We start from the raw sequence: 21,413 nt of genomic DNA, 5'->3' as shown, positions 1-21,413 counted from the left end.
GCACTGACACCATGACCACGGGGCGGGGGCGCACGCGTCCCCGCCCCGCACCACCCAAGGAGACGATGTGGGCGTCATCACCGACAACCTCGACCTCTGGGGCGAGGCGATCCGCAACACGCTGTTGCTGTTCTTCGCCGGCGGAGCGATCGCCCTGGTCCTCGGCACCCTGATCGGCGCGATGCGGGTATCGCCGATCCCGGTGGCGCGCGCCTTCGGCACGGTCTACGTCAACACCATCCGCAACACCCCGCTGACGCTCGTCTTCTTCTTCTTCGCGTTCGGCTACCCGCAGCTCGACCTGCCGAACCCCGGCTTCACGGTGCTCGGCATCTGGGCGCTCGGAATCTACACCGCGACCTACGTCGCGGAGGTCATTCGCGCCGGCATCAACACGGTGCCGGTCGGTCAGGCGGAGGCGGCCCGGGCGATCGGCCTGACGTTCGGGCAGGTCATGACTCTCGTCGTGATGCCGCAGGCGTTCCGGTCGGTCGTGCCGCCGATGATGAGCGTCTTCATCGCGCTGCTGAAGAACACCACCGTCGCCGCCGGATTCTCCGTCGTCGAGCTCGGTGCCATCCGCTCCAACCTGAGTGAGCGGGGCGAGAACGCCCTGACGGTCCTGCTCTGGGTCGCCGTCGTCTTCGTCGCTCTGGTGCTGGTGCTCAGCGCCGTGCAGCGACGACTCGAGAACAAGTGGAGGATCGCGCGATGACTTCCGTCCTGTACGACGTCCCGGGGCCCCGCGCGATCCTGCGCAACCGCATCCTCGGTGTCGTCACGATCCTCCTGGTCGCCGCGGCGATCGGCTTCATCGTCTTCCGCTTCGCGGTGAGCGGTCAGTTCTCCGCCGACAAGTGGTACATCTTCACCTTCAGCAACGTCTGGCTCGGCATCGTGAAGGCGCTCGGCAACACTCTCGCCGCCTTCGGACTCGCGGCCGTCGGTGCGCTGGCTCTCGGCTTCGTGCTCGCCATCGGTCGCCTCTCGGACCACGCTTGGGTGCGCATTCCCTTCGGTGTCGTCATCGAGGCGTTCCGGGCCGTGCCGGTGCTGATCTTCATGATGCTGATGTACTACGGCCTGCCGACGCTCGGCATCCGCATGGAGCCGTACTGGGCCGTCGTCATCGCCCTCGTGGCGTACAACGGGTCGGTGCTGGCCGAGGCTCTGCGTGCCGGCATCGAGTCGCTGCCTCGCGGGCAGAAGGAGGCCGGTTACGCGATCGGTCTCCGCAAGAGCGGCGTCATGCGTCTCATCCTGTTGCCGCAGGCGGTTCGGGCCATGCTGCCCGTCATCATCGCGCAGCTCGTCGTGACCTTGAAGGACACCGCGCTCGGCTTCATCATCACCTACCCCGAGCTGCTGTACTACGCCAAGCAGCTGACCTCGCAGCCGGGGCGCCCGATCCTGCAGGCGGGCATCGTCATCGGTGCGATCTACATCGTCATGTGCCTGCTGCTGTCGTGGTTCGCGAGCTTCCTCGAGAAGCGCGTGTCGCGGTCGCCGCGGAGTGCGGGCACCGCGGGCGGCGGAGCATCGGCAGTCGACCCACTGCACCACCCGGTGCCTCCGACGACGGACACCGAGCTCATCGTGATGCAGAAGGGGATCGGCAAGTACGACTCCAAAAACTCGGGCAGCGCCTGACGCAGCCAGCACAACCACGACGGGCCCCTCACGCGAAAGCGGAGGGGCCCGTCGCCGGTAGACTCGACTCCCGTGTCCGACGCACCCGAGATCACCCCTGACGCGGTCGCCGCGGCGGTGGATGCGGCCCTCGCCGCCTTCGCCGACGCTGCCTCGACCGCCGAGCTGAAGTCAGCCCGCAACGCCCACACCGCCGAGGGGTCGCCGCTCGCGCGCCTCAACGCGCAGCTGCGGTCGGTGCCCAACGAGAAGAAGGCCGAGTTCGGCAAGCTCGTGGGCCAGGCCCGAGGCCGTGTCAACCAGGCGCTCGCCGCCCGCGAGGACGAGCTCGCCGCTGCCGAGACGGCCGCGAAGCTCGAGGCGGAAGCCCTCGACGTCACCGCCATCGCCCCGCGCGGACGCGTCGGTGCGCGGCATCCCATCTCGCTCCTGCAAGAAGAGGTCGCAGACCTCTTCGTCGGGATGGGCTGGGAAATCGCCGAGGGGCCGGAGCTCGAGCACGAGTGGTTCAACTTCGACTCGCTGAACTTCGACGTCGACCACCCTGCGCGCCAGATGCAGGACACGTTCTTCGTCGACCCCGTCGCGCGGCACCTCGTTATGCGCACGCAGACGAGCCCCGTGCAGATGCGGTCGATGCTCGAGCGCGACATCCCGATCTACGTGCTGTCGCCCGGCCGGGTGTTCCGCACCGACGAGTACGACGCGACCCACCTGCCGGTGTTCACGCAGTTCGAGGGACTCGTCGTCGACAAGGGCATCACGATGGCGCACCTCAAGGGCACCCTCGACCACGCGGCACGTGAGCTGTTCGGCCCCGAGGCGAAGACGCGGTTCCGCACCAACTACTTCCCGTTCACCGAGCCGAGCGCCGAGCTCGACCTATGGCACCCGACCTTCGCCGGCGGTGCTCGCTGGATCGAATGGGGCGGCTGCGGCATGGTGAACCCCAACGTGCTCCGCGCCGCGGGCATCGACCCCGAGGTGTACTCCGGGTTCGCCTTCGGCATGGGCATCGAGCGGACGCTGATGTTCCGCTCCGACGTGAAGGACATGCGCGACATGGCCGAGGGCGATGTGCGCTTCAGCGAGCAGTTCGGGATGGTGGTCTGATGCGCGTTCCGCTCTCGTGGCTGCGTGAGTACGTCGAGGTGCCGGCGGATGCCGCACCGGAAGACATTCTCGCGGCACTGGTGTCGGTCGGCTTCGAGGAGGAGGACGTCCACGGCTTCGACCTGACGGGTCCGATCGTCGTGGGACGGGTGGTCTCGTTCGAACCCGAGCCGCAGTCCAACGGCAAGACGATCCGCTGGTGCCAGGTCGACGTCGGCGAGGCCAACGGGGGTATCCGCGGCATCGTCTGCGGCGCCTCGAACTTCTTCGAGGGCGACAAGGTCGTCGTGACGCTCCCCGGCGCCGTGCTGCCGGGACCGTTCCCGATCGCGGCACGCAAGACGTACGGTCATGTCTCCGACGGCATGATCGCCTCGGCCAAGGAGCTGGGGCTCGGTGACGAGCACTCGGGCATCCTGCGCCTGACCGAGCTGGGTCTCGACAGCGATGAGGATGCGCCGGTCGGCGCCGACGCGATCGCGCTGCTCGGCCTCGACGACGCCGCGATCGACGTCAACGTCACTCCCGACCGCGGCTACGCGCTGTCGGTGCGCGGCATCGCGCGCGAGTACTCCCACGCCACCGGTGCAGCCTTCCGCGACCCGGGCGTGCGTGACTTCGAGGAGCTCGAGCATCCGGCGACGGGCTTCGACGTCGCCGTCGACGATCAGGCGCCGATTCGCGACCGGGTCGGTGCGAGCGAGTTCGCGGTGCGTGTCGTCTCGGGTGTCGACCCCTCGCGTCCGACGCCGCCATGGATGGTCGCGCGCCTCTCGCTCGCCGGCATCCGCTCGCTGGGCATCCTCATCGACATCACGAACTACGTGATGGTCGAGCTGGGCAACCCGATCCACGGCTACGACCTCGACAAGCTGACCGGCGGCATCACCGTGCGTCGTGCGACGCCGGGGGAGAAGCTCACGACGCTCGACGGCAAGGAGCGCACCCTCGACGGTGAAGACCTCCTCATCACCGACGAGTCGGGCCCGATCGGCCTCGCCGGCGTCATGGGCGGTGGCACGACCGAGATGACCGACGCGACGCGGAACGTGCTCATCGAGGCCGCGATCTTCGACACCGTCACGATCGCCCGCACTGCGCGTCGGCACAAGCTGCCGAGCGAGGCGTCGCGTCGCTTCGAGCGAGGCGTGGACCCGCTGCTGCCCTTCGTCGCCGCGCGCCGCGTCGCCGACCTCATGGTCGAGCTCGCCGGGGGCACGCTCGAGCCTGTCGGCGGTGCACTGTTCAGCGAGGTCTTCCTCGAGGCGATCGACCTGCCGCGCGGCTTCGTCGCGGGGCTCATCGGCGTCGACTACACCGATCACGAGGTCGTCTCCGCGCTCGAGACGATCGGCGCAGAAGTATCGGAGACGGATGCCGGTTACGAGGTCATCCCGCCGTCGTGGCGTCCCGATCTCACCGACAAGTGGACTCTCGCCGAAGAGGTCGCCCGGATCCACGGGCTCGACCGGGTGCCGTCGGTGCTGCCGACCGCTCCCTCCGGCCGTGGTCTGACGGATGCGCAGAAGGGTCGTCGTCGCGTCTCGAACGCGCTCGCGGCCGCGGGCTTCGTCGAGACCCCGTCGTTCCCGTTCACGACGCAAGACAGCAACGACCTGCATGGCTCCGCCTCGGGCGAAGAGCTGCCGTCGATCAAGATCGCGAACCCGCTCGACGGGCAGGCGCCCTACCTGCGCCGCTCGCTCGTGCCGGGACTGCTCCAGGTCGCGCACCGCAACGTCTCGCGCGGGCTGACCGATCTCGCGCTCTTCGAGGTCGGCGCCGTCTTCCTGCCCGAGCCGGGAGTGCAGTACGGCACCGCGACGGTTCCGCCGCTCGCCGCCCGCCCCGATGACGCGACCCTCGCCGAGCTCCACGCGTCGATCCCGCCGCAGCCGCGTCACGTCGCGGTTCTCGTCGCCGGGAACGTCGCACCGAAGACGCCGGGCCATGTTGCGATCGCGGCCGACCTGAGCGACGTGTTCGCCGCCGTCGCCGCGATCGCCTCGGCAGCCGGGGTCGACATCGAGATCTCCCAGACCCGGCGTGCCGCGCTGCATCCGGGTCGCGCCGCCGCGCTCACCGTGGGCGGTATCGAGGTCGGGTACGCCGGGGAACTGCATCCCGAGGTCTCGGCCGCAGCCGATCTGTCGGGCCGCGTGCTCGTCGCCGAGGTCGACCTCGATGCGATCCTCGCCGGCGCCGGTGAGCGGGTCGTCGTCGCCTCGTTGTCGGGTTACCCGGCGGCGACGCAGGACGTCTCGCTCGTCGTGCCGGCCGACGTGACCGCAGGGGCGCTCGCCTCGGCGCTGTCCGAGGGCGCGGGTGTCTTGCTCGAGTCGCTCCGTCTCGTCGACGACTACCGCGGGGCAGGCGTGCCGGAGGGCTCGAAGAGCCTGACGTTCGCACTGCGTTTCCGCGCCGACGACCGCACCCTGACGGCGGCGGAGGCGAGCGAGGCCAAGCTCGCGGGAGTCGCCGTCGCTGCCGAGCGCTTCGGTGCCGTCATCCGCGACTGACGCTGCGTATCGGGCGCAGTTCCGAACGTCGAGCGCGGGTTCACGCGCGCCTCACGTTCGGAACTGCGCCTGACGCGTGCCCGGCTCAGCGCGAGCCCCAGTTCCACGCCGGAACGTCGAGAAGGCCCTGACCGCGCACGATCGTCTCGGCGTCGGAGCGCTGCAACTCGACGCGCGCCGGCTCGGGCAGAGCGTCGACGAGGGCATCGGCATGCGAGACGGTGATGACCTGAGTGCGTTCGGATGCCGTGCGTACCAGCGATGCCAGCGGACCCAGGAGCGAGGGATGCAGGCTCGCCTCGGGCTCGTTGAGTACGAGCAGCGGGGCCGGGCGCGCAGGCAGCAGCGCGGCGCAGAGCAGCAGGTACCGCAGCGTGCCGTCCGAGAGCTCGGCCGCGTCGAGAGGCCGCAGCAGCCCGGGTTGTTCGATCGTCAGCCGGAACAGACCGTCGGAGGTCACGACGCGCACGCGGCTGCCCGGAAAGGCATCGTCGACCGCTCGGGCGAGCGCTGGGCCGTGCCCGGCATCGACGATCGTCGCCCAGGTGGCGGCGAGGTTCGCGCCGTCGTGCGCGAGGGTGTGGCTGCGGGTGCCCACCTGCGGCTGGCGTGCGGGCGCGCCGAGGTCGACCCGGAAGTGGTCGTAGAAGCGCCAGGCGGTCATCCCGCGCCGAAGCGTCAACAGCTCGGGGGCGGTGTCGCCCTCGGCGAGGTCGGTGACGATGCTCTCGTACGGTGCCAGCTGCTGGTCGAGCATGGTCCACGAGTGCTCTCGCACCCGCGTCAGCTGCCGGGTGCGATCGATGAGCAGCGTCGATGGCTTGGCGACGGTGCCGGCGAAGACCTGTTCGCGCTTGATCTCGGGGTCGCGGGCGAACGGACTGGTCTGATCGCCCTGAGGGATACCGAGATCGATGAGGTACCCCAGCTCGTCGGACGCGTAGCCGAGCTGAACCGCGATCGGCCCGCGTCGCACGGTTCCCTGGCCGCCGCCGTTCTCGGGTCCCGCCCATAGCACCGACGGCAGACCGCCCTCCCGGGCGAGCGCCCCGACGATGTCGCCCTGCGCGGCCGCGGCCAGCAGGCGCAAGGCGCGGTAGAGGTTCGACTTGCCCGAACCGTTGGGGCCGGTGACGACGGTGAGGTCGCCGAGCGGCACCACGACATCGCGGAGCGAACGGTATCCCGATACAGCCAGAGTGCGCAGCATCCCTTCACTCTGGCATCCGCTTCTGACACCGCCGCCCGCTTCCCGATAGTGTCGGGGCCGTGAGCGAGATCCCAGCCAGCGTCACCCCATCGTCCCCGGCGGCTGATGCCGCCCCCGCCCTCGAGCTGCACGGCCTGGTCAAGAGGTTCGGCGAGAAGGTCGCCGTCGACGGCATCGACCTCGTCGTTCCGAGCGGGTCGTTCTACGGCCTCGTCGGTCCGAACGGCGCGGGCAAGACCACGAGCCTCTCGATGGCCACGGGCCTGCTGCGCCCGGATGCCGGCACCGCCCGCGTCCACGGCATCGACGTATGGCGCGACCCGGTGGCCGCGAAGCGCACGATCGGCAACCTCGCCGACGGTGTGCGGCTCTTCGACCGCCTCACGGGAGAACAGCTCATCACCTACACCGCGATGATGTTCGGGCTGCCGCGCCCCGAGATCGCGCCGCGCGTGTCGGACCTGCTCGACCTCATGGACCTGCGCGCCGCGGCCGGGACCATCGTCGCCGACTACTCCGCCGGTATGACCAAGAAGGTCGCGCTCGCCTGCGCCCTCGTGCACGCCCCGCGTCTGCTGGTGCTCGACGAGCCGTTCGAGTCGGTCGACCCGGTGTCTGCCGCGAACATCGAGGACGTCCTGCGCAGCTACACGACCTCGGGCGGCTCGGTGATCGTCTCGAGCCACTCCATGGATCTCGTCCAGCGCATGTGCGACCACGTCGCCGTCATCGCCGCCGGCCGGGTGCTGGCCGCGGGCACCATCGACGAGGTGCGCGCCGGTGAGAGCCTGCAGGACCGTTTCGTCTCGCTCGTGGGCGGACGCCACCAGTCGGAGGGACCGCAGTGGTTGCGACAGTCCTGAAGCTGCGTTATCGCGTTCTCGGGAACACGCTCGCTCGGCGGCCCTGGCAGCTGGTCGGCTTCATCCTCGGGTCGCTGTGGGGGCTCGGTATCCTCGGCGGTCTGGTCACGGCGCTCATCGCGCTGTCGATCTTCCAGAACCTCGAAGTGGCGACCGTGGTCTCCGTCCTCGGCGGCTCGGCGCTGATCCTCGGCTGGCTCGTCGGTCCGATCATCATCGCGGGGCTCGACAGCACCGTCGACGCCGTGCGCCTCGCGCCGTTCCCGCTGACGCGCCGCCAAGTCATGCTCGCTCTCGCGGGCACCGGGCTCACCGGCATCCCTGGGATCGTCACCACCGTCGCCGCCCTCGCGACGCTCATCGTCTGGGTGCGCTGGCCGGTCGCTGCGGTCGTCGCGGTTCCCACCGTCCTGCTCGGCGTGCTGACCTGCGTGCTGGCGTCGCGTCTGATGGGCGAGCTGTCGGGTGGCATGGGCGGTCGCCGATCGCGCGAGATCATCGGCACCGTCGTGCTCGTCGTGCTCATCATGACCGGCCCCATCCTGACGGGCGTCGCGGCGCTGCTCGACCAGGCGGGCGGTGATCTCTGGACGCGTATCCAGCAGGCGGCCGGCATCCTCGCCTGGACCCCGCTCGGTGCCGCCTGGTCGGTCGCCCCCAGCGTCGCGGCGGGGCAATGGCTGCCCGCTCTCGCGAGCACGGCGATCGCCATCGCGACCCTCGTCGTGCTGTGGATCGTGTGGGACCGCGTCATCGAGACCGCCGTGTCGTCGCCGCGTCAGCGCGCGACCCGCGCGGTCGCGGCCGGAAAGCTCGGCCTGTTCGGCGTCATGCCGACCGGTGGTGTCGGTGCGACGTGGGCGCGGTCGCTCTCGGGATGGCTGCGCGACCCGCGCTACCTCCGTCAGCTCATCGTCATCCCGCTGTTCCCGGTGCTGTTCGCCTTCACGGGCGGAACGGACGGGTTCATGTTCCTGATCTCGCCCGTCCTGGCCGCGCTCGTGATGGCGGCGGTCGGCTACGCCGACGTCTCGTTCGACGGGACGGCATTCGGCACGACCCTCGCCACGGGCATCTCGGGCCGCGCCGACCGCCTCGGGCGTCTGCTCGGGGCCGCGTGCGTCGGCATCCCGCTCATCCTCGTCATCGCGGTCGCGACGGCCGTGGTCGCGGGCGACGCGGCGCACCTGCCCGCCGTCCTCGGCGCGGCGCTCGGCGTGCTGCTGGCCGGATACGGCGCGTGCGCTGTGTCGTCGGCGCTCATCGTCACGCCCGTGCCCGCGCCCGGTGACAGCCCGTTCAAGAGCACGCCGGGCCAGAACTCCATCGTCGGCTTGCTGGTGTTCGTCGTATGGGCCGCGGTGATCGCGCTGTCGCTGCCGGCTATCGTTCCCGCGATCGTGAACGCCGTCACGGGAGATGCGATGTGGGGCTGGATCGCGCTGGCCGTCGGTGTCGTCTTCGGTGCCGTGGTCGCGATCGTCGGCGTCCTCGTCGGCGGGCGGACACTCGAGCGGACGGGCCCCGACCTGCTCGTGCGCATCAAGTCGTTCCCCACCTGATCTACGCGGGATCCTGCCGGGGGCCGCTCGCGATCAGCGGTAGCGGCGGCCCTCGTCGCGTCGGTACAGCCACACGACGAGGGCTCCCAGCGCGACCGTCCACGCGATGACGCCGAGCACCGCCCACAGCGGCACCTCGGACCCCGTCGCGACGCCGACCACGATCTCTCGCGCCTGACGGATCGGCAGAGCCGACGATGCGGTGTCGAGCCACGCGGGGAACAGCTGCGGGGGCAGGAACAGGCCACCGCCGAAAGCCAGCAGGAACAGCGCGACCTGCGTGACGGCGATGGCCGCCTTCGGGCCTGTCGTGAGACCGATGATCGCGCCGATGAGCATCGGCGGCAGCGCCGTCGCGATCACGAGCACGATGGCCGCGAGCAACCGAAGCGGTTCGGGGCGCGCGCTCGTGAAGATCCCGCCGACGACGAGCAGCGGCAGCATCGCGACGGTCGCGATCGCGAGGGTCGCGAGGATGAGGGCGCCGATGCGGGCGAGCGGGCTTCCGGGGAGCGTACGCAGGTACGGCGTCCACGGCTTCGAGCGCTGCTCGGCGAGTTCGATGCCGACGGAGAACAGCCCCGACGACATGAAGGCGAACACCACCATCGAACAGACAGCGGCTGTCGCGACGGTGCTGTCGGCCACAACCGCCCCCTGCGGCAGCACGAAGAGGCAGAACGCGAGGGTGGGGAAGACGACCGACCCGATGACGGCGATCGGAACCCGTGCGGTCTCGACGAGGTTGTACTTGGTCGCGGTGAGAGTGAGCGAGAGCGTGGACATCAGGCGGCCTTGTCGGTGTGTGCGGACGTGGAGGTCAGGGTGAGGAACGCCTCTTCGAGGGTCGCCCCGCGCACCGTGAGGTCGGCGAAGGGGAGACCGGCGGTGACGAGCGAGCGGACGAGAGCGTCGGAGTCGGCGACGACGGCGGTGACGGTGCCGCCAGAGGCCGTGTCGTCCAACGCGGTGCCGTGAGAGACGGTGACGGATGCCTCGGGGTCGAGGCGCCGGATGTCGTCTGCCGAGACACCGCGCAGGGTGACGCGGCGACGCGAGACGCTCGACACGACAGCCGCGAGCGTGTCGTCGGTGCGCACGACGCCGTCGTCGATGACGACGACACGCTGGGCGAGCTGCTCGATCTCTTCGAGGTGGTGGCTCGTGACGACCACGGCGCATCCGGCGGCGTGCCGGGCGCGGACGGCATCCCAGAGGGCTCGTCGGGCGTCGACGTCGAGACCGGTCGTGGGCTCGTCGAGCAGCACGAGGTCGGGATCGCCGACGAATGCCAGCGCAACGGCGACCCGGCGCTGTTGGCCGCCCGACAGTGCGCCGCACTGCTGGCGCAGCAGTGGGCCGAGATCGAACTCGTCGACGATGCGGCTGCGGGGCGAGGGATGAGGGAAGTGCGCCGCGACGAAGTCGAGGACCTCGCCCACGCGCAAGGCGTCGGGCAGGGCCGTCGCCTGGGGCGTCGAGCCGAGCCGCACGCGGGATGACGCGGCGCGCGGGTCGCCGCCGAACAGGCGCACTTCGCCGCTCGTCGGCGTTCGCAGGCCCTCGACGAGCGAGAGCAGCGTCGTCTTGCCGGCGCCGTTCGGGCCGAGCAGGCCGACGCATTCGCCGGCGTGGATGTCGAGGGTCACCCCGGCCAGCGCGGTCACGTCGCCGAAACGCTTCACGAGGTCGCGGGTGCTGATGAGGGCGGTCATGATCCTCCTCCGAGGAGATCGAGCAGGTGGGTGCGATAGGTGCGGAACGCGGCACGCCCGGCGGGCGTCAGCGCAACGTAGGTCACGGGCTTCCGGCCCGCGAAGGCCTTCGCGGTCTCGACGTATCCGGCAGCCTCGAGCTTCGCGAGGTGCGTGGTGAGATTGCCCGCGGTCATCCCGAGCAGTTTCTGCAGCACGGGAAAGGTCACTTCGTCGCCGTCGGCGAGAGCCTCGTTCAGCGCCGTCACGATGCGCAGACGGGCGGGGGCGTGGATCACCGGGTCGAGCTCGGTCATCGGCTGCCTTCTGCCGGGATGACGCCGCGAAGCATCAGGGTCGCGACGACGAGCATCGCGAACGGCCCGACCGTCGCGTAGACGAGGTAGTTGGTGGGGGAGCCCGCGTACGACGCGACGATCGCGGTGGCGATCATGACGACACCGAGCGCGTACTGGACGGGCGAGCGCCAGAGCGCACCCCCGGCGAGGTAGAGCACGCCGACCAGCAGGACGAAGATCGCGGGGGAGAGCACCGCCATCACCGCGGCATCCGCGCCCGTGCGCTGCACCGCACCGACCAGGAGTCCGGCGCCGAACATCGACAGCGACCACGCCCAGCCGTACATGGCTCCGGCCAGGCGCGACGGTCCGCGCACGCCGATACCCGAGCGGATGCCGGCCACACCGGACACGACGATGCCCGCCACGAGCACCACGCCGAAGACGATCCACGCGGGCGTCGTCGGGATGCGGAACCACGGATTCCCACCGCCGCTCGCCGCGCTCCAGATAGCTCCGAACCCGATGATCCACGCCGCCGCCCAGGTGATGAGCATCACCGCGTAGTTGCGGTTGACCCAGTGCGCGGTGCGCCGGCGCTGGTCCTGCATGAGGGCGAGCATCGCCGCCGGGTCGGCCTGCTGCTCGTCATCCATCGAATCGTGCTCCATGCAAACCACTTTGCATTGCAAACTTGACTCCGTCAACTCGGCGTCCCGTCCCCGTTCCCGTCGCCTCGCCGCATCGGGCGCACTTCGGCGGCATAGGCGCAGTTCGAATCGCGCTCGACAGGCGCAACTGCGCCCCACGCCACGCGCGCTGCCCGCAGGGGATTTGGCGGATGCCGCGAGCGAGCGCTACTGTCGGCGCATGTCTTCGGCTCCGCAGCGCACCGTCACGGTGCTTCGCGCGCGCCGACGTCTGGGCGACCGCCGACGCTAGGCGACCCTGCACGCTCCCGCATCCGCGGTCGAGCGCGTGGTGTCGCCGCCGCCGGTCCCCGTCGCCGCAGAGGCGACGTCATCCCAGACAATAAGGTGGAAGTCATGCCCCTCTCCGTCGCCGTCTCCGGCGCATCCGGATACGCGGGAGGCGAGATCCTGCGCCTGCTCGCCGCTCACCCCGAGGTCGAGATCCGCACGGTCACCGCGCACTCCAACGCCGGTCAGCCCCTCATCGACCACCAGCCGCATCTGCGGTCGCTGCGCCATCTCACGCTGCAGCCCTCGACGCCCGAGGTCCTGGCCGGGCACGACATCGTGTTCCTGGCCCTCCCGCACGGACAGTCCGGGCAGTACACCGACGCGCTCGCCGACACCACCCTCGTCATCGACGCGGGTGCCGACCACCGGCTGACCTCGTCCGACGACTGGGATGCCTTCTACGGCGGCGAGTTCCACGAACCCTGGACCTACGGCGTGCCCGAGCTTCTGACCGGCGGCGGCAAGCAGCGGGAGAAGCTCATCGGGGCCTCGCGCATCGCGGCCCCCGGTTGCAACGCGTCGACCGTCGCGCTGAGCCTCGCCCCCGGGGTCGCGGCCGGCGTGATCGACCCGGGCGACATCGTGAGCGTGCTGGCCGTCGGCCCCTCGGGCGCGGGCAAGAGCCTGAAGACGAACCTCCTCGCCGCCGAGATCCTCGGATCGGCCAACCCGTACGCGATCGGCGGGACGCACCGCCACATCCCCGAGATCCGGCAGGCGCTGCGCGGCGCGGGTGCGGCGGGTGACATCCGCATCTCGTTCACTCCGGTCCTCGTGCCGATGTCGCGCGGCATCCTCGCCACCTCGACCGCCCCGATCGCAGACGGCGTCAGCGACGCGCAGATCCGCGAGGCGTGGGAGAGCGCCTACGCCGACGAGACCTTCGTGCAGCTGCTGCCCGAAGGGTCGTTCCCCCGCACCGCCGACGTCACCGGCGCGAACACCGCCCTCATGGGCCTCGCGATCGACCGTGCTGCCGGCCGGGTGGTCGTTGTGACCGCGGTGGACAACCTCGCCAAAGGCACCGCGGGTGCCGCCATCCAGTCGATGAACATCGCCCTCGGTTTCGCCGAGACCACGGGCCTGAGCGTGAACGGAGTCGCCCCGTGAGCGTCACCGCCCCCCAGGGTTTCGAAGCCGCCGGCGTCGCCGCGGGTCTGAAGTCCACCGGAAAGCCCGACGTCGCCGTCGTCGTCAACCGCGGCCCGCTCAAGGTCGGCGCCGCGGTCTTCACCTCGAACCGCGCCAAGGCGAACCCGATCATCTGGTCGCAGCAGGCGATCGCCGATGGTGTGGTCGAGGCCGTCGTCCTCAACTCGGGGGGAGCGAACTGCTTCACCGGCAGCTTCGGCTTCCAGACGACGCATCAGACCGCCGAGAAGGCGGGCGAGCTGCTCGATGTGAGCTCGGGCGATGTGCTCGTCTGCTCGACCGGACTCATCGGCACCGGCGATGAGGTGTTCCGAGCCAAGGTGCTCGACGGCACCACCGCTGCGATCGGCTCGCTCAGCGCCGACGGCGGCGAGGCCGCCTCGCTCGCGATCATGACCACCGACTCGCGCCCCAAGCGCGCCGTCGTCTCCCGGGGTGGCTGGACGATCGGCGGTATGGCGAAGGGCGCGGGGATGCTCGCTCCGGGCCTCGCGACGATGCTCGTCGTCATCACCACCGACGCCGTCCTCGATTCGGCGCAGGCCGACGCGGCGCTCCGGTCCGCGACGCGCACGAGCTTCGACCGGCTCGACTCCGACGGATGCATGTCGACCAACGACCAGGTGACGCTGATGGTCAGCGGCGCGTCGGGAGTGACTCCGGATGCCGCGGACTTCGCCGACGCGCTCGCCGAGCTCTGCGCCGACCTCGCCGAGCAGTTGCAGGGCGACGCCGAAGGCGCGAGCCACGACATCTCGATCGAGGTCGTCGGGGCGGCATCCGAAGAGGATGCTGTCGTCGTCGGACGCTCCGTAGCCCGCAACAACCTGTTCAAGGCCGCGATCTTCGGCAACGACCCCAACTGGGGCCGCGTGCTCGCGGCGATCGGCACGACGGATGCCGCGTTCGACCCGTACGACGTCGACGTGTCGTTCAACGGGGTGCGGGTCTGCACGGCCGGTGGGCCCGACCGCCCGCGTGAGGAGGTCGACCTGACGCCTCGCGCGACGCACATCCTCATCGACCTGAAGTCGGGCGATGCGACGGCGACGATCCTCACGAACGACCTGACGCACGACTACGTCCACGAGAACAGCGCTTACTCCTCATGAACGACATCGACCTCCAGTACACGACCCCCGAAGAGGCGGCAGCCAAGGCGGGCGTCCTCATCGAGTCGCTGCCGTGGCTGCAGCGCTTCCGCGACCAGATCATCGTCATCAAGTACGGCGGCAACGCGATGGTCTCCGAGGAGTTGCAGGAGTCCTTCGCCCAGGACATCGCCTATCTGCGCTTCGTGGGTGTCAAGCCCGTCGTCGTGCACGGCGGCGGCCCGCAGATCTCCAAGATGCTCGACCGGCTCTCGATCGAGAGCGAGTTCAAGGGCGGCTACCGGGTCACGAGCACCGAGGCGATCGACGTCGTCCGCATGGTGCTCACGGGGCAGATCAATCCGCAGCTCGTCGCCCGTATCAACGCGTACGGTCCGTTCGCGACGGGCCTGTCGGGTGAGGATGCCGGGCTGTTCGGCGGCCGCCGCCGCGGTGTCGTGATCGACGGCACCGAGCATGACCTCGGCCACGTCGGCGATGTCGTCGAGGTCGATCCGCAGCCGGTCCACGATCAGCTCGACGCGGGACGCATCCCGGTCATCTCCTCGATCGCCCCCGACCTCGACAATCCGGGTCAGTCGCTCAATGTCAACGCGGATGCCGCGGCCGCGGCCCTCGCGACGGCTCTCGGTGCCACGAAGCTCGTCGTCCTCACCGACGTGCCCGGCCTCTACGCCGACTGGCCCAACCGCGACTCGCTCGTGTCGCATCTGACGTCGACGGACCTCCGCGCGATGCTGCCGAAGCTCGAGTCGGGGATGATCCCGAAGATGCAGGCCTGCCTCGACGCGGTCGACGGGGGAGTGGACACGGCGGCCATCATCGACGGACGCCAGCCCCACTCGGTGCTGGTCGAGGTCTTCACAGCACAAGGAATCGGTACGGAGGTGGTGGCGGGATGACGAACCCGACGATCCAGCAGACGGCGCCCACATGGGCGGACGACGTCGATCGTGACCTCGTGCGCAGCGCGGGTGCGCGCCTGGCGCTGCTCGAACGCGGCGAGGGGGCATACGTCTGGGATGCCGACGGCAAGCGATACCTCGACTTCCTCGCGGGCATCGCCGTCAACTCGCTCGGGCACGCCCACCCCGTGTTCGTCGAGGCGGTCTCGCGCCAGGCGGCCACCCTCTCGCACGTGTCGAACTACTTCGCGACGCCGCCGCAGCTCGACCTCGCGGCGAAGCTCAAGCGTCTCGCGGGCACCGGTGACGCCGGACGCGTGTACTTCGGCAACTCCGGCGCCGAGGCCAATGAGGCGGCGTTCAAGCTCGCACGTCTGCACGGAGGAGCCGAGCGCCCCCGTATCCTCGCGCTGAAGGATGCCTTCCACGGGCGCACGATGGGCACCCTCGCCCTGACCGGCAAGCCGCAGATGCAGCAGCCGTTCGAGCCGATGGTTCCCGGCGTCGAGAGCATCGACTCGACGATCGAGGCCCTCGAGGCCGCGATCGACGATCGCGTCGCGGCGCTGTTCGTCGAGCCCATCAAGGGCGAAGCGGGCGTCATCCCGCTGCCCGAGGGCTATCTCGTGGCGGCGCGAGAGATCACGAAGCGCCACGGCGCGCTGCTGATCATCGACGAGATCCAGACCGGCGCCGGGCGCACCGGCGCGTGGTTCGCGTTCCAGCACGCCGGCATCGAGCCCGACGCGATCACGGTCGCCAAAGGCATCGGCGGCGGCTTCCCGATCGGCGCGCTCATCACGTTCGCGAGCGCGAGCGAGCTGTTCTACCCGGGCACCCACGGTTCGACGTTCGGCGGCAACCCGCTGGGCACCGCCGTCGCCTCGGCCGTTCTCGGCGAGATCGAGAACGCCGGACTCGTCGACGCCGCCGCCACCCACGGCGCGCGCGTGCGGCAGGTTCTCGAGTCGATCGACTCGCCGCTCATCGACGGCGTGCGCGGACAGGGCCTGCTGCTGGGCGTCGGGCTGCGGCATCCGGTCGCCGGCGCCGTCGTGGCCGCGGCGCAGGAGCACGGGCTGATCGTCAACGCGGCCAACGACCGCACGGTGCGGATCGCCCCGCCGCTCACCATCGGCGACGTCGAGATCGACGAGTTCGCCGAGCTTTTCACCGCCGCGCTGCGCACCGTCGAGTCGGCCCTGCTTCTCGAGAACACGACCACGGAGGAATCCGCATGACCCGCCATCTGCTCCGCGACGACGACCTGAGCCCGGCCGAGCAGGCCGAGGTGCTCGACCTCGCCCTGTCGCTGAAGAAGGACCGCTGGAAGCTGAAGCCCCTCGAGGGCCCGCAGACCGTCGCGGTCATCTTCGACAAGTCGTCGACGCGCACGCGCGTCTCGTTCGCTGTCGGCATCGCCGACCTGGGCGGTTCGCCGCTGATCATCTCGACCGCCAGCAGCCAGCTCGGCGGCAAGGAGACCCCGTCCGACACCGCACGGGTGCTCGAGCGGCAGGTCGCCGCGATCGTCTGGCGCACGTACGCGCAGGCCGGGCTCGAGGAGATGGCCCGCGGCACCCGCGTTCCGGTCGTCAACGCGCTGAGCGACGATTTCCACCCCTGCCAGCTGCTCGCCGACTTGCTGACGATTCGCGAGCACAAGGGTGACCTCGCCGGGCTCACGCTGTCGTTCTTCGGCGACGGTCAGTCGAACATGGGTCACTCGTACGTGCTCGCCGGCGTGACCGCGGGGATGCACGTCCGCGTCGCGTCTCCGGAGGGTTACGGTCCCCGTGAGGACGTCGTGGCAGACGCGCAGCGCATCGCGGCCCAGACGGGCGGCTCGGTCACGATCCTGGTCGACCCGCTCGAGACGGCATCCGGTGCCGACGTCATCGTGACCGACACCTGGGTCTCGATGGGCAAGGAAGAGGAGAAGATCGCACGCATCCGCGATCTGGGCGCGTACAAGGTGACGCAGCAGACGATGGATGCCGCTGCCGACGGCGCGATCTTCATGCACTGCCTGCCCGCCGATCGCGGGTACGAGGTCGACGCCGACGTCATCGACGGATCGGACAGCGTCGTCTGGGACGAAGCAGAGAACCGCCTCCACGCGCAGAAGGCGCTGCTGATCTGGCTGCTGCGTCAGCAGTGACCACGAGGCGGTGAGGAGCGTTCGGTGTCGGGGATGAGCGAGATGCTGCGGCGCCGCCCGCTGTTCGCGCCGTCGCGCATCGACGGCATCGACCTCGCTCGCGGCCTCGCCGTGATCGGGATGCTGGCAGCACACCTGCTCGCGATCCCCGACTTCGATTGGACGATCCCCTCCTCGTACGAGGGGATCGTCCACGGTCGCTCGTCCATCCTGTTCGCCACCCTCGCGGGCGTGTCGATCGGGCTCATCAGCGGCGGCCCGGTGCCGCTGCGCGGCCCACGACTCGAGACGACTCGTCTGCGCCTGCTCGTGCGGGCCGGGGCGATCTGGGTGATCGGCGTGCTGCTGCTGTTCCTCGCGGTGCCGGTGTACGTCATCCTCCCCGCCTACGCGCTGCTGTTCGTGATCGCCGCCGCGGTCCTGCCGCTGCGGGCGCGTACGCTGGTCATCGCGGCCGGGGTCGTGGGGCTCGTCGCGCCGTTCCCGCAGGCGGCGATCGACGGCCTGGCGTTCTGGTCGACGCCCGCCGGGGTCGATCTATCGAACGCCCTCGGTTGGCACTACCCCTTCCTCACCTGGATGGCGTTCGTCCTGGCGGGTATGGGCGTGGCGCGCCTCGACCTGCGCTCGCGCGCGACCCCGTGGCTCGTCGCCCTCGCCGGGCTCGCCCTGACGGCGGTCGGGGCCGCTCTCGACATCGTCTGGGGGCGCTCGGAGGTCTTCGGTGAGACGCCGTGGACGGGCGAGGCCCATTCCTCCGGGCTGTTCGAGGTGATCGGATCCGGCGGCTTCGCGCTGCTCGCCATCGGCGTGTGCGTGCTCGTGTGCCGGACGCCGATCACCTGGGCCGCTCTGCCGCTGCGCGCGGTGGGCTCGATGCCCCTGACCGCGTACTCGGCGCAGATCGTGGTGTGGGCCCTCACCCGTCCCGCCGCCGAGCCCGGCGTGTTCGAACTCGACGCCTACCGGGCGCTCGACCCGTTCTGGCCGATGACCCTCGGCATCATCCTCGGATGCACCGTGTGGGCCCTCGTCGTCGGGCGTGGCCCGCTCGAAGCCGGCATCGACGCACTCGCGCGGCTGACCGTCCGCGGGCACTCGGCGGCGCCGGGCGCGGCGATGCCGCCCCGATAGGCTGGAGCGATGAGCGAAGACACGTCAGGCGGCACGAACTCCGGGGCTCTCTGGGGAGCCCGCTTCGCCTCGGGCCCGGCGCCCGAGTTGGCACGCCTGAGCCGATCGACCCACTTCGACTGGGCTCTGGCCGGCTATGACATCGCCGGATCGCACGCTCACGCGAAGGCGCTCGCCGCCGCCGGTTACCTCACGCCCGACGAAGAGCGCCGCATGCACGCGGGGCTCGACTCGGTGCTCGCGGCCGTGCGCGACGGCTCGCTGCAGCCCGCTCCCGGAGACGAAGACGTGCACGGCGCGCTCGAAGCCGCTCTCATCGCGACCGTCGGACCGGAGCTCGGCGGCAAGTTGCGCGCCGGCCGCAGCCGCAACGACCAGATCGCCACTCTGGTGCGCCTGTACCTGCTCGATCACGCCGAGGTCATCGCCCGCGACATCCTGCGGGTGATCGACGCCATCGTCGGCCAAGCCGAGGCGCACTCGCGCGCCATCATGCCCGGCCGCACCCACCTGCAGCACGCGCAGCCGGTGCTGCTCGCCCATCACCTGCAGGCCCACGCGTGGCCGCTGCTGCGCGACCTCGAGCGCCTGCGCGACTGGTCGGCCCGCGCTCGGGTCTCGCCGTACGGCGGGGGAGCGCTCGCCGGGGCCACTCTCGGTCTCGACCCTCAGCTCGTGGCGACGGAACTCGGTCTCGAGCGTCCCGCCGACAACTCGATCGACGGCACGTCGTCGCGCGACGTTGTGGCCGAGTTCGCGTTCATCGCCGCGATGATCGGCGTCGACATCTCGCGGTTCGCGGAAGACATCATCATCTGGAACACCCGCGAGTTCGGCTTCGTGACCCTCGACGACGGCTATTCGACCGGGTCGAGCATCATGCCGCAGAAGAAGAATCCCGACATCGCCGAGCTCGCCCGCGGCAAGGCGGGGCGCATGATCGGCAACCTGTCGGGTCTGCTCGCCACCCTCAAGGCGCTGCCGCTGGCGTACAACCGTGATCTGCAGGAGGACAAAGAGCCTGTCTTCGACTCGATCGAGACGCTCGAGGTCGTCCTCCCCGCGTTCGCCGGCATGATCGCGACGCTTCGGTTCGATCTCGTCCGTATGGCCGAGTTGGCGCCGCAGGGCTTCTCGCTCGCGACCGATGTCGCCGAATGGCTTGTGAAGCGTGGTGTTCCTTTCCGCGAGGCGCATGAGATCTCGGGTTCGCTCGTGCGGCTCTGCGAAGAGCGCGGGATCGAGCTGCACGAGGCATCCGACGACGACCTCGTCTCGGTCTCGGAGCACCTCTCTCCCGAGGTCCGAGGTGTCCTCTCACCCGAGGGGTCGGTCGCCAGCCGCGACGGTGTCGGCGGTACCGCACCGGTGCGGGTCGACGAGCAGCGCGCGGCATTGATCGCTCGCGCCCAGCAGGCTGTGCGTGTGTGGCAGCTCTGATATCAGCCCAGAGCTGATATATCGGGTTCATCAGCTCAACACTTATATTCCAAGAATATAAGTGCTAGCCTGATCGCTATGTCCATCGCCGTCATCGCAGACATCGTCGGATCGCGTCTGCTCGAAGACCGCAGTCGCACACAGGCGCGGATCGAGGCGGCCATGGCCGAGGTCGACCATTCTCTACCCGTCGCCGCGGCGCCCATGCGCGCCACGTTCGCCGATGAGTTCCAGGCGGTCTTCGACGACCTCGACGACGCGCTGGCCTGGCTTCTGCTTCTCCAGCTCGCCCTGCCCGACGAGACGTCGCTGCGGTTCGGGCTCGGCGTCGGCGACGTCGGCTCGGTCGTCTCGGAGAGCTCGGACATCTCCGACGGCCCGGGGTGGTGGCGTGCGCGCGCGGCGATCGAGCAGGTGCACGCGATGCAGGACCGCGCGGTTCCGCGCGCCCGCACCCGCGTTGTCGGAGGGGAGGACGAGGATGTCGCCATGGCCGACCGCATCCGCTTCGCCAACGCCTACCTGCTCTCACGCGACGAGATCGTCGGGGCGATGTCGGAGCGCGCTCGACGGCTGACCTACGGTCGCTGCCTCGGCCGCACGCAGGGTGCGCTCGCGAAGGAGGAGGGCATCACGCAGTCGGCGGTCTCGCAGCTGCTCGCATCCTCGGGGGCCCCCGCGATCGTCGCCGGGTACGCAGCTCTGACGGAGCGTTCGTCATGATCGGCGCGGGGCTCATGCTGCTGGCGGTCGGCGGGCTCGATCTCGCCCGCAAGAGGCTGTCGGGTGCGAGGCTTGGGATCGTCCTGGTCGTCCTCGGCGCAGCACTCCTGCCGCTCGCGGCATGGGCCGGGGCAGCAGCGTGGTGGTTCGCAGCGATCGCCGTCGCGGCCGGATGGGCAGCGGTCACCTCGACGCGCGAGCCCACCCGCTGGGGCCTGTGGCCCGCGGCGCTCCTGGCCGTCGTCGTGGCCGTGGCGGTCGCGCTCATCGGGGTGCGCGACGGCCAGGGCCCTCTCGAGCGGATCTGGCCGATCGACTCGCCCCTCGGCGTCGTGAGCCTCGACCTCGCCATCGCGCTCGCGGGTGCGCTGGTGTTCCTCGTCGAATCGGGCAATGTCATCGTGCGTGCGTCGCTCCGCGGCGGGGTCGTGGCCGCCGAAGCGGCGAACGAGCTGAAGGGCGGGCGCATCATCGGCCCCCTTGAGCGCGTGCTCGTCTTCGCGCTCACCCTCACTGGAGCGTTCACGCTTCTCGCCGCCGTGCTCGCGGCGAAGGGCATCGTCCGCTTCCCCGAGATCTCGCGCGACCACGACGGGGGAGACCGCGCCGAGTACTTCCTCGTCGGAAGCCTGGTCAGCTGGGTCGTCGCGCTCGGTGCGGCTTTCCTCATCTGGTGGGGCACCGCCGCCTGAGCGTCGTCCGGTGAGGCGCTCAGCACGCCGCCGGTCTCGTGGCTTCGGGGGACTGATTCGTGTGCCGTCATCAGGCTCAGCCGCCGGGCTGGGGCCTCGACGTCGCCCGAGGCGCCCGCCAGCCTGATGACGGAACGGCGACGCCGCGCGTTGGGTCCCCATGCGCGGCTGCGAGGGCACGTGGTCGGTCTGTATGACGTT

20 protein-coding genes are annotated in these 21,413 nt (G+C 70.2%); 15 read left to right on the top strand and 5 right to left on the bottom strand.

Annotated elements, in window-relative coordinates; genetic code table 11:
• The first annotated feature begins 67 nt into the window (after positions 1-67).
• From ACU6RU_RS00100 to pheT, 4 genes are all read left to right on the top strand, one after another.
• Positions 68-715 carry an amino acid ABC transporter permease gene (locus ACU6RU_RS00100; protein WP_120263088.1) on the top strand — a complete coding sequence of 216 codons (648 nt, stop codon included), beginning with the start codon at positions 68-70 and terminating at the stop codon, positions 713-715.
• The gene (locus ACU6RU_RS00095) at positions 712-1,650 is read left to right on the top strand and encodes an amino acid ABC transporter permease (RefSeq protein WP_446725597.1); all 939 of its coding nucleotides are present in this window, start codon (positions 712-714) and stop codon (positions 1,648-1,650) included. The genes ACU6RU_RS00100 and ACU6RU_RS00095 overlap by 4 nt, the downstream gene beginning before the upstream one ends.
• Before the next feature lie 72 nt (positions 1,651-1,722).
• Entirely contained in the window at positions 1,723-2,763 is a 1,041-nt protein-coding gene (pheS, locus tag ACU6RU_RS00090) for a phenylalanine--tRNA ligase subunit alpha (protein ID WP_289331139.1), read from the top strand.
• Positions 2,763-5,282: a phenylalanine--tRNA ligase subunit beta gene (gene pheT / locus ACU6RU_RS00085; RefSeq protein WP_289331140.1), complete on the top strand. Its 2,520-nt coding sequence runs from the start codon at positions 2,763-2,765 to the stop codon at positions 5,280-5,282. Before pheS ends, pheT begins: the two co-directional genes overlap by 1 nt.
• 85 nt (positions 5,283-5,367) lie before the next feature.
• Here pheT and ACU6RU_RS00080 read toward each other — a convergent pair whose 3' ends face one another.
• Positions 5,368-6,492: an AAA family ATPase gene (locus tag ACU6RU_RS00080; RefSeq protein ID WP_289331141.1), complete on the bottom strand. Its 1,125-nt coding sequence runs from the start codon at positions 6,490-6,492 to the stop codon at positions 5,368-5,370.
• Between the two features lie 59 nt (positions 6,493-6,551).
• Here ACU6RU_RS00080 and ACU6RU_RS00075 point away from each other — a divergent pair, with 59 nt between their 5' ends.
• Complete coding sequence (locus ACU6RU_RS00075) at positions 6,552-7,355, top strand: ABC transporter ATP-binding protein (protein WP_259455208.1); 804 nt, start codon at positions 6,552-6,554, stop codon at positions 7,353-7,355.
• Entirely contained in the window at positions 7,337-8,917 is a 1,581-nt protein-coding gene (locus tag ACU6RU_RS00070; RefSeq protein ID WP_120263084.1) for a hypothetical protein, read from the top strand. The genes ACU6RU_RS00075 and ACU6RU_RS00070 overlap by 19 nt, the downstream gene beginning before the upstream one ends.
• Before the next feature lie 33 nt (positions 8,918-8,950).
• On the opposite strand, the gene ACU6RU_RS00065 is transcribed toward ACU6RU_RS00070, so the two are convergent.
• Genes ACU6RU_RS00065 through ACU6RU_RS00050 form a run of 4 tightly spaced genes read right to left on the bottom strand, consistent with a single transcriptional unit; the run spans position 8,951 to position 11,581 of the window.
• Positions 8,951-9,703, bottom strand: coding sequence for an ABC transporter permease (locus tag ACU6RU_RS00065; protein WP_289331142.1), 753 nt, complete (start codon positions 9,701-9,703; stop codon positions 8,951-8,953).
• Positions 9,703-10,632 (bottom strand): ABC transporter ATP-binding protein, encoded by a 930-nt coding sequence (locus tag ACU6RU_RS00060; protein ID WP_289331143.1) that lies wholly within the window; start codon positions 10,630-10,632, stop codon positions 9,703-9,705. Before ACU6RU_RS00060 ends, ACU6RU_RS00065 begins: the two co-directional genes overlap by 1 nt.
• Positions 10,629-10,928, bottom strand: a complete 300-nt coding sequence (locus tag ACU6RU_RS00055) for a transcriptional regulator (RefSeq protein ID WP_071918345.1) — start codon at positions 10,926-10,928, stop codon at positions 10,629-10,631. Before ACU6RU_RS00055 ends, ACU6RU_RS00060 begins: the two co-directional genes overlap by 4 nt.
• On the bottom strand, positions 10,925-11,581 hold the full coding sequence (locus tag ACU6RU_RS00050) for a hypothetical protein (RefSeq protein ID WP_289331144.1): 657 nt from the start codon (positions 11,579-11,581) through the stop codon (positions 10,925-10,927). Before ACU6RU_RS00050 ends, ACU6RU_RS00055 begins: the two co-directional genes overlap by 4 nt.
• 375 nt (positions 11,582-11,956) lie before the next feature.
• Here ACU6RU_RS00050 and argC point away from each other — a divergent pair, with 375 nt between their 5' ends.
• From argC to ACU6RU_RS00005, 9 genes are all read left to right on the top strand, one after another.
• Positions 11,957-13,003 carry an N-acetyl-gamma-glutamyl-phosphate reductase gene (gene argC, locus ACU6RU_RS00045; protein WP_446725596.1) on the top strand — a complete coding sequence of 349 codons (1,047 nt, stop codon included), beginning with the start codon at positions 11,957-11,959 and terminating at the stop codon, positions 13,001-13,003.
• Positions 13,000-14,157 carry a bifunctional glutamate N-acetyltransferase/amino-acid acetyltransferase ArgJ gene (argJ, locus tag ACU6RU_RS00040; RefSeq protein ID WP_289331145.1) on the top strand — a complete coding sequence of 386 codons (1,158 nt, stop codon included), beginning with the start codon at positions 13,000-13,002 and terminating at the stop codon, positions 14,155-14,157. Before argC ends, argJ begins: the two co-directional genes overlap by 4 nt.
• A complete protein-coding gene (argB, locus tag ACU6RU_RS00035) occupies positions 14,154-15,059 on the top strand; it encodes an acetylglutamate kinase (protein WP_120263078.1) in 906 nt (301 codons plus the stop codon). Before argJ ends, argB begins: the two co-directional genes overlap by 4 nt.
• The gene (locus tag ACU6RU_RS00030; RefSeq protein ID WP_289331146.1) at positions 15,056-16,303 is read left to right on the top strand and encodes an acetylornithine transaminase; all 1,248 of its coding nucleotides are present in this window, start codon (positions 15,056-15,058) and stop codon (positions 16,301-16,303) included. Before argB ends, ACU6RU_RS00030 begins: the two co-directional genes overlap by 4 nt.
• Positions 16,300-17,223 (top strand): ornithine carbamoyltransferase, encoded by a 924-nt coding sequence (gene argF, locus ACU6RU_RS00025; RefSeq protein WP_446725595.1) that lies wholly within the window; start codon positions 16,300-16,302, stop codon positions 17,221-17,223. Before ACU6RU_RS00030 ends, argF begins: the two co-directional genes overlap by 4 nt.
• Positions 17,224-17,256: 33 nt before the next feature.
• Positions 17,257-18,357 carry a heparan-alpha-glucosaminide N-acetyltransferase domain-containing protein gene (locus ACU6RU_RS00020; RefSeq protein WP_446725594.1) on the top strand — a complete coding sequence of 367 codons (1,101 nt, stop codon included), beginning with the start codon at positions 17,257-17,259 and terminating at the stop codon, positions 18,355-18,357.
• 9 nt (positions 18,358-18,366) lie between these two features.
• Positions 18,367-19,797: an argininosuccinate lyase gene (argH, locus tag ACU6RU_RS00015; protein WP_446725593.1), complete on the top strand. Its 1,431-nt coding sequence runs from the start codon at positions 18,367-18,369 to the stop codon at positions 19,795-19,797.
• 78 nt (positions 19,798-19,875) lie between these two features.
• The gene (locus ACU6RU_RS00010) at positions 19,876-20,520 is read left to right on the top strand and encodes a SatD family protein (RefSeq protein ID WP_446725592.1); all 645 of its coding nucleotides are present in this window, start codon (positions 19,876-19,878) and stop codon (positions 20,518-20,520) included.
• Positions 20,517-21,212, top strand: coding sequence for a hypothetical protein (locus ACU6RU_RS00005; RefSeq protein ID WP_120263073.1), 696 nt, complete (start codon positions 20,517-20,519; stop codon positions 21,210-21,212). Before ACU6RU_RS00010 ends, ACU6RU_RS00005 begins: the two co-directional genes overlap by 4 nt.
• Positions 21,213-21,413 lie beyond the last annotated feature (201 nt).

It is taken from the genome of Microbacterium sp. F1-18 (assembly GCF_052921305.1).
The sequence above is the reverse complement of the archived record's forward strand: the minus strand, read 5'-3'. Positions and strand labels throughout refer to the sequence as shown.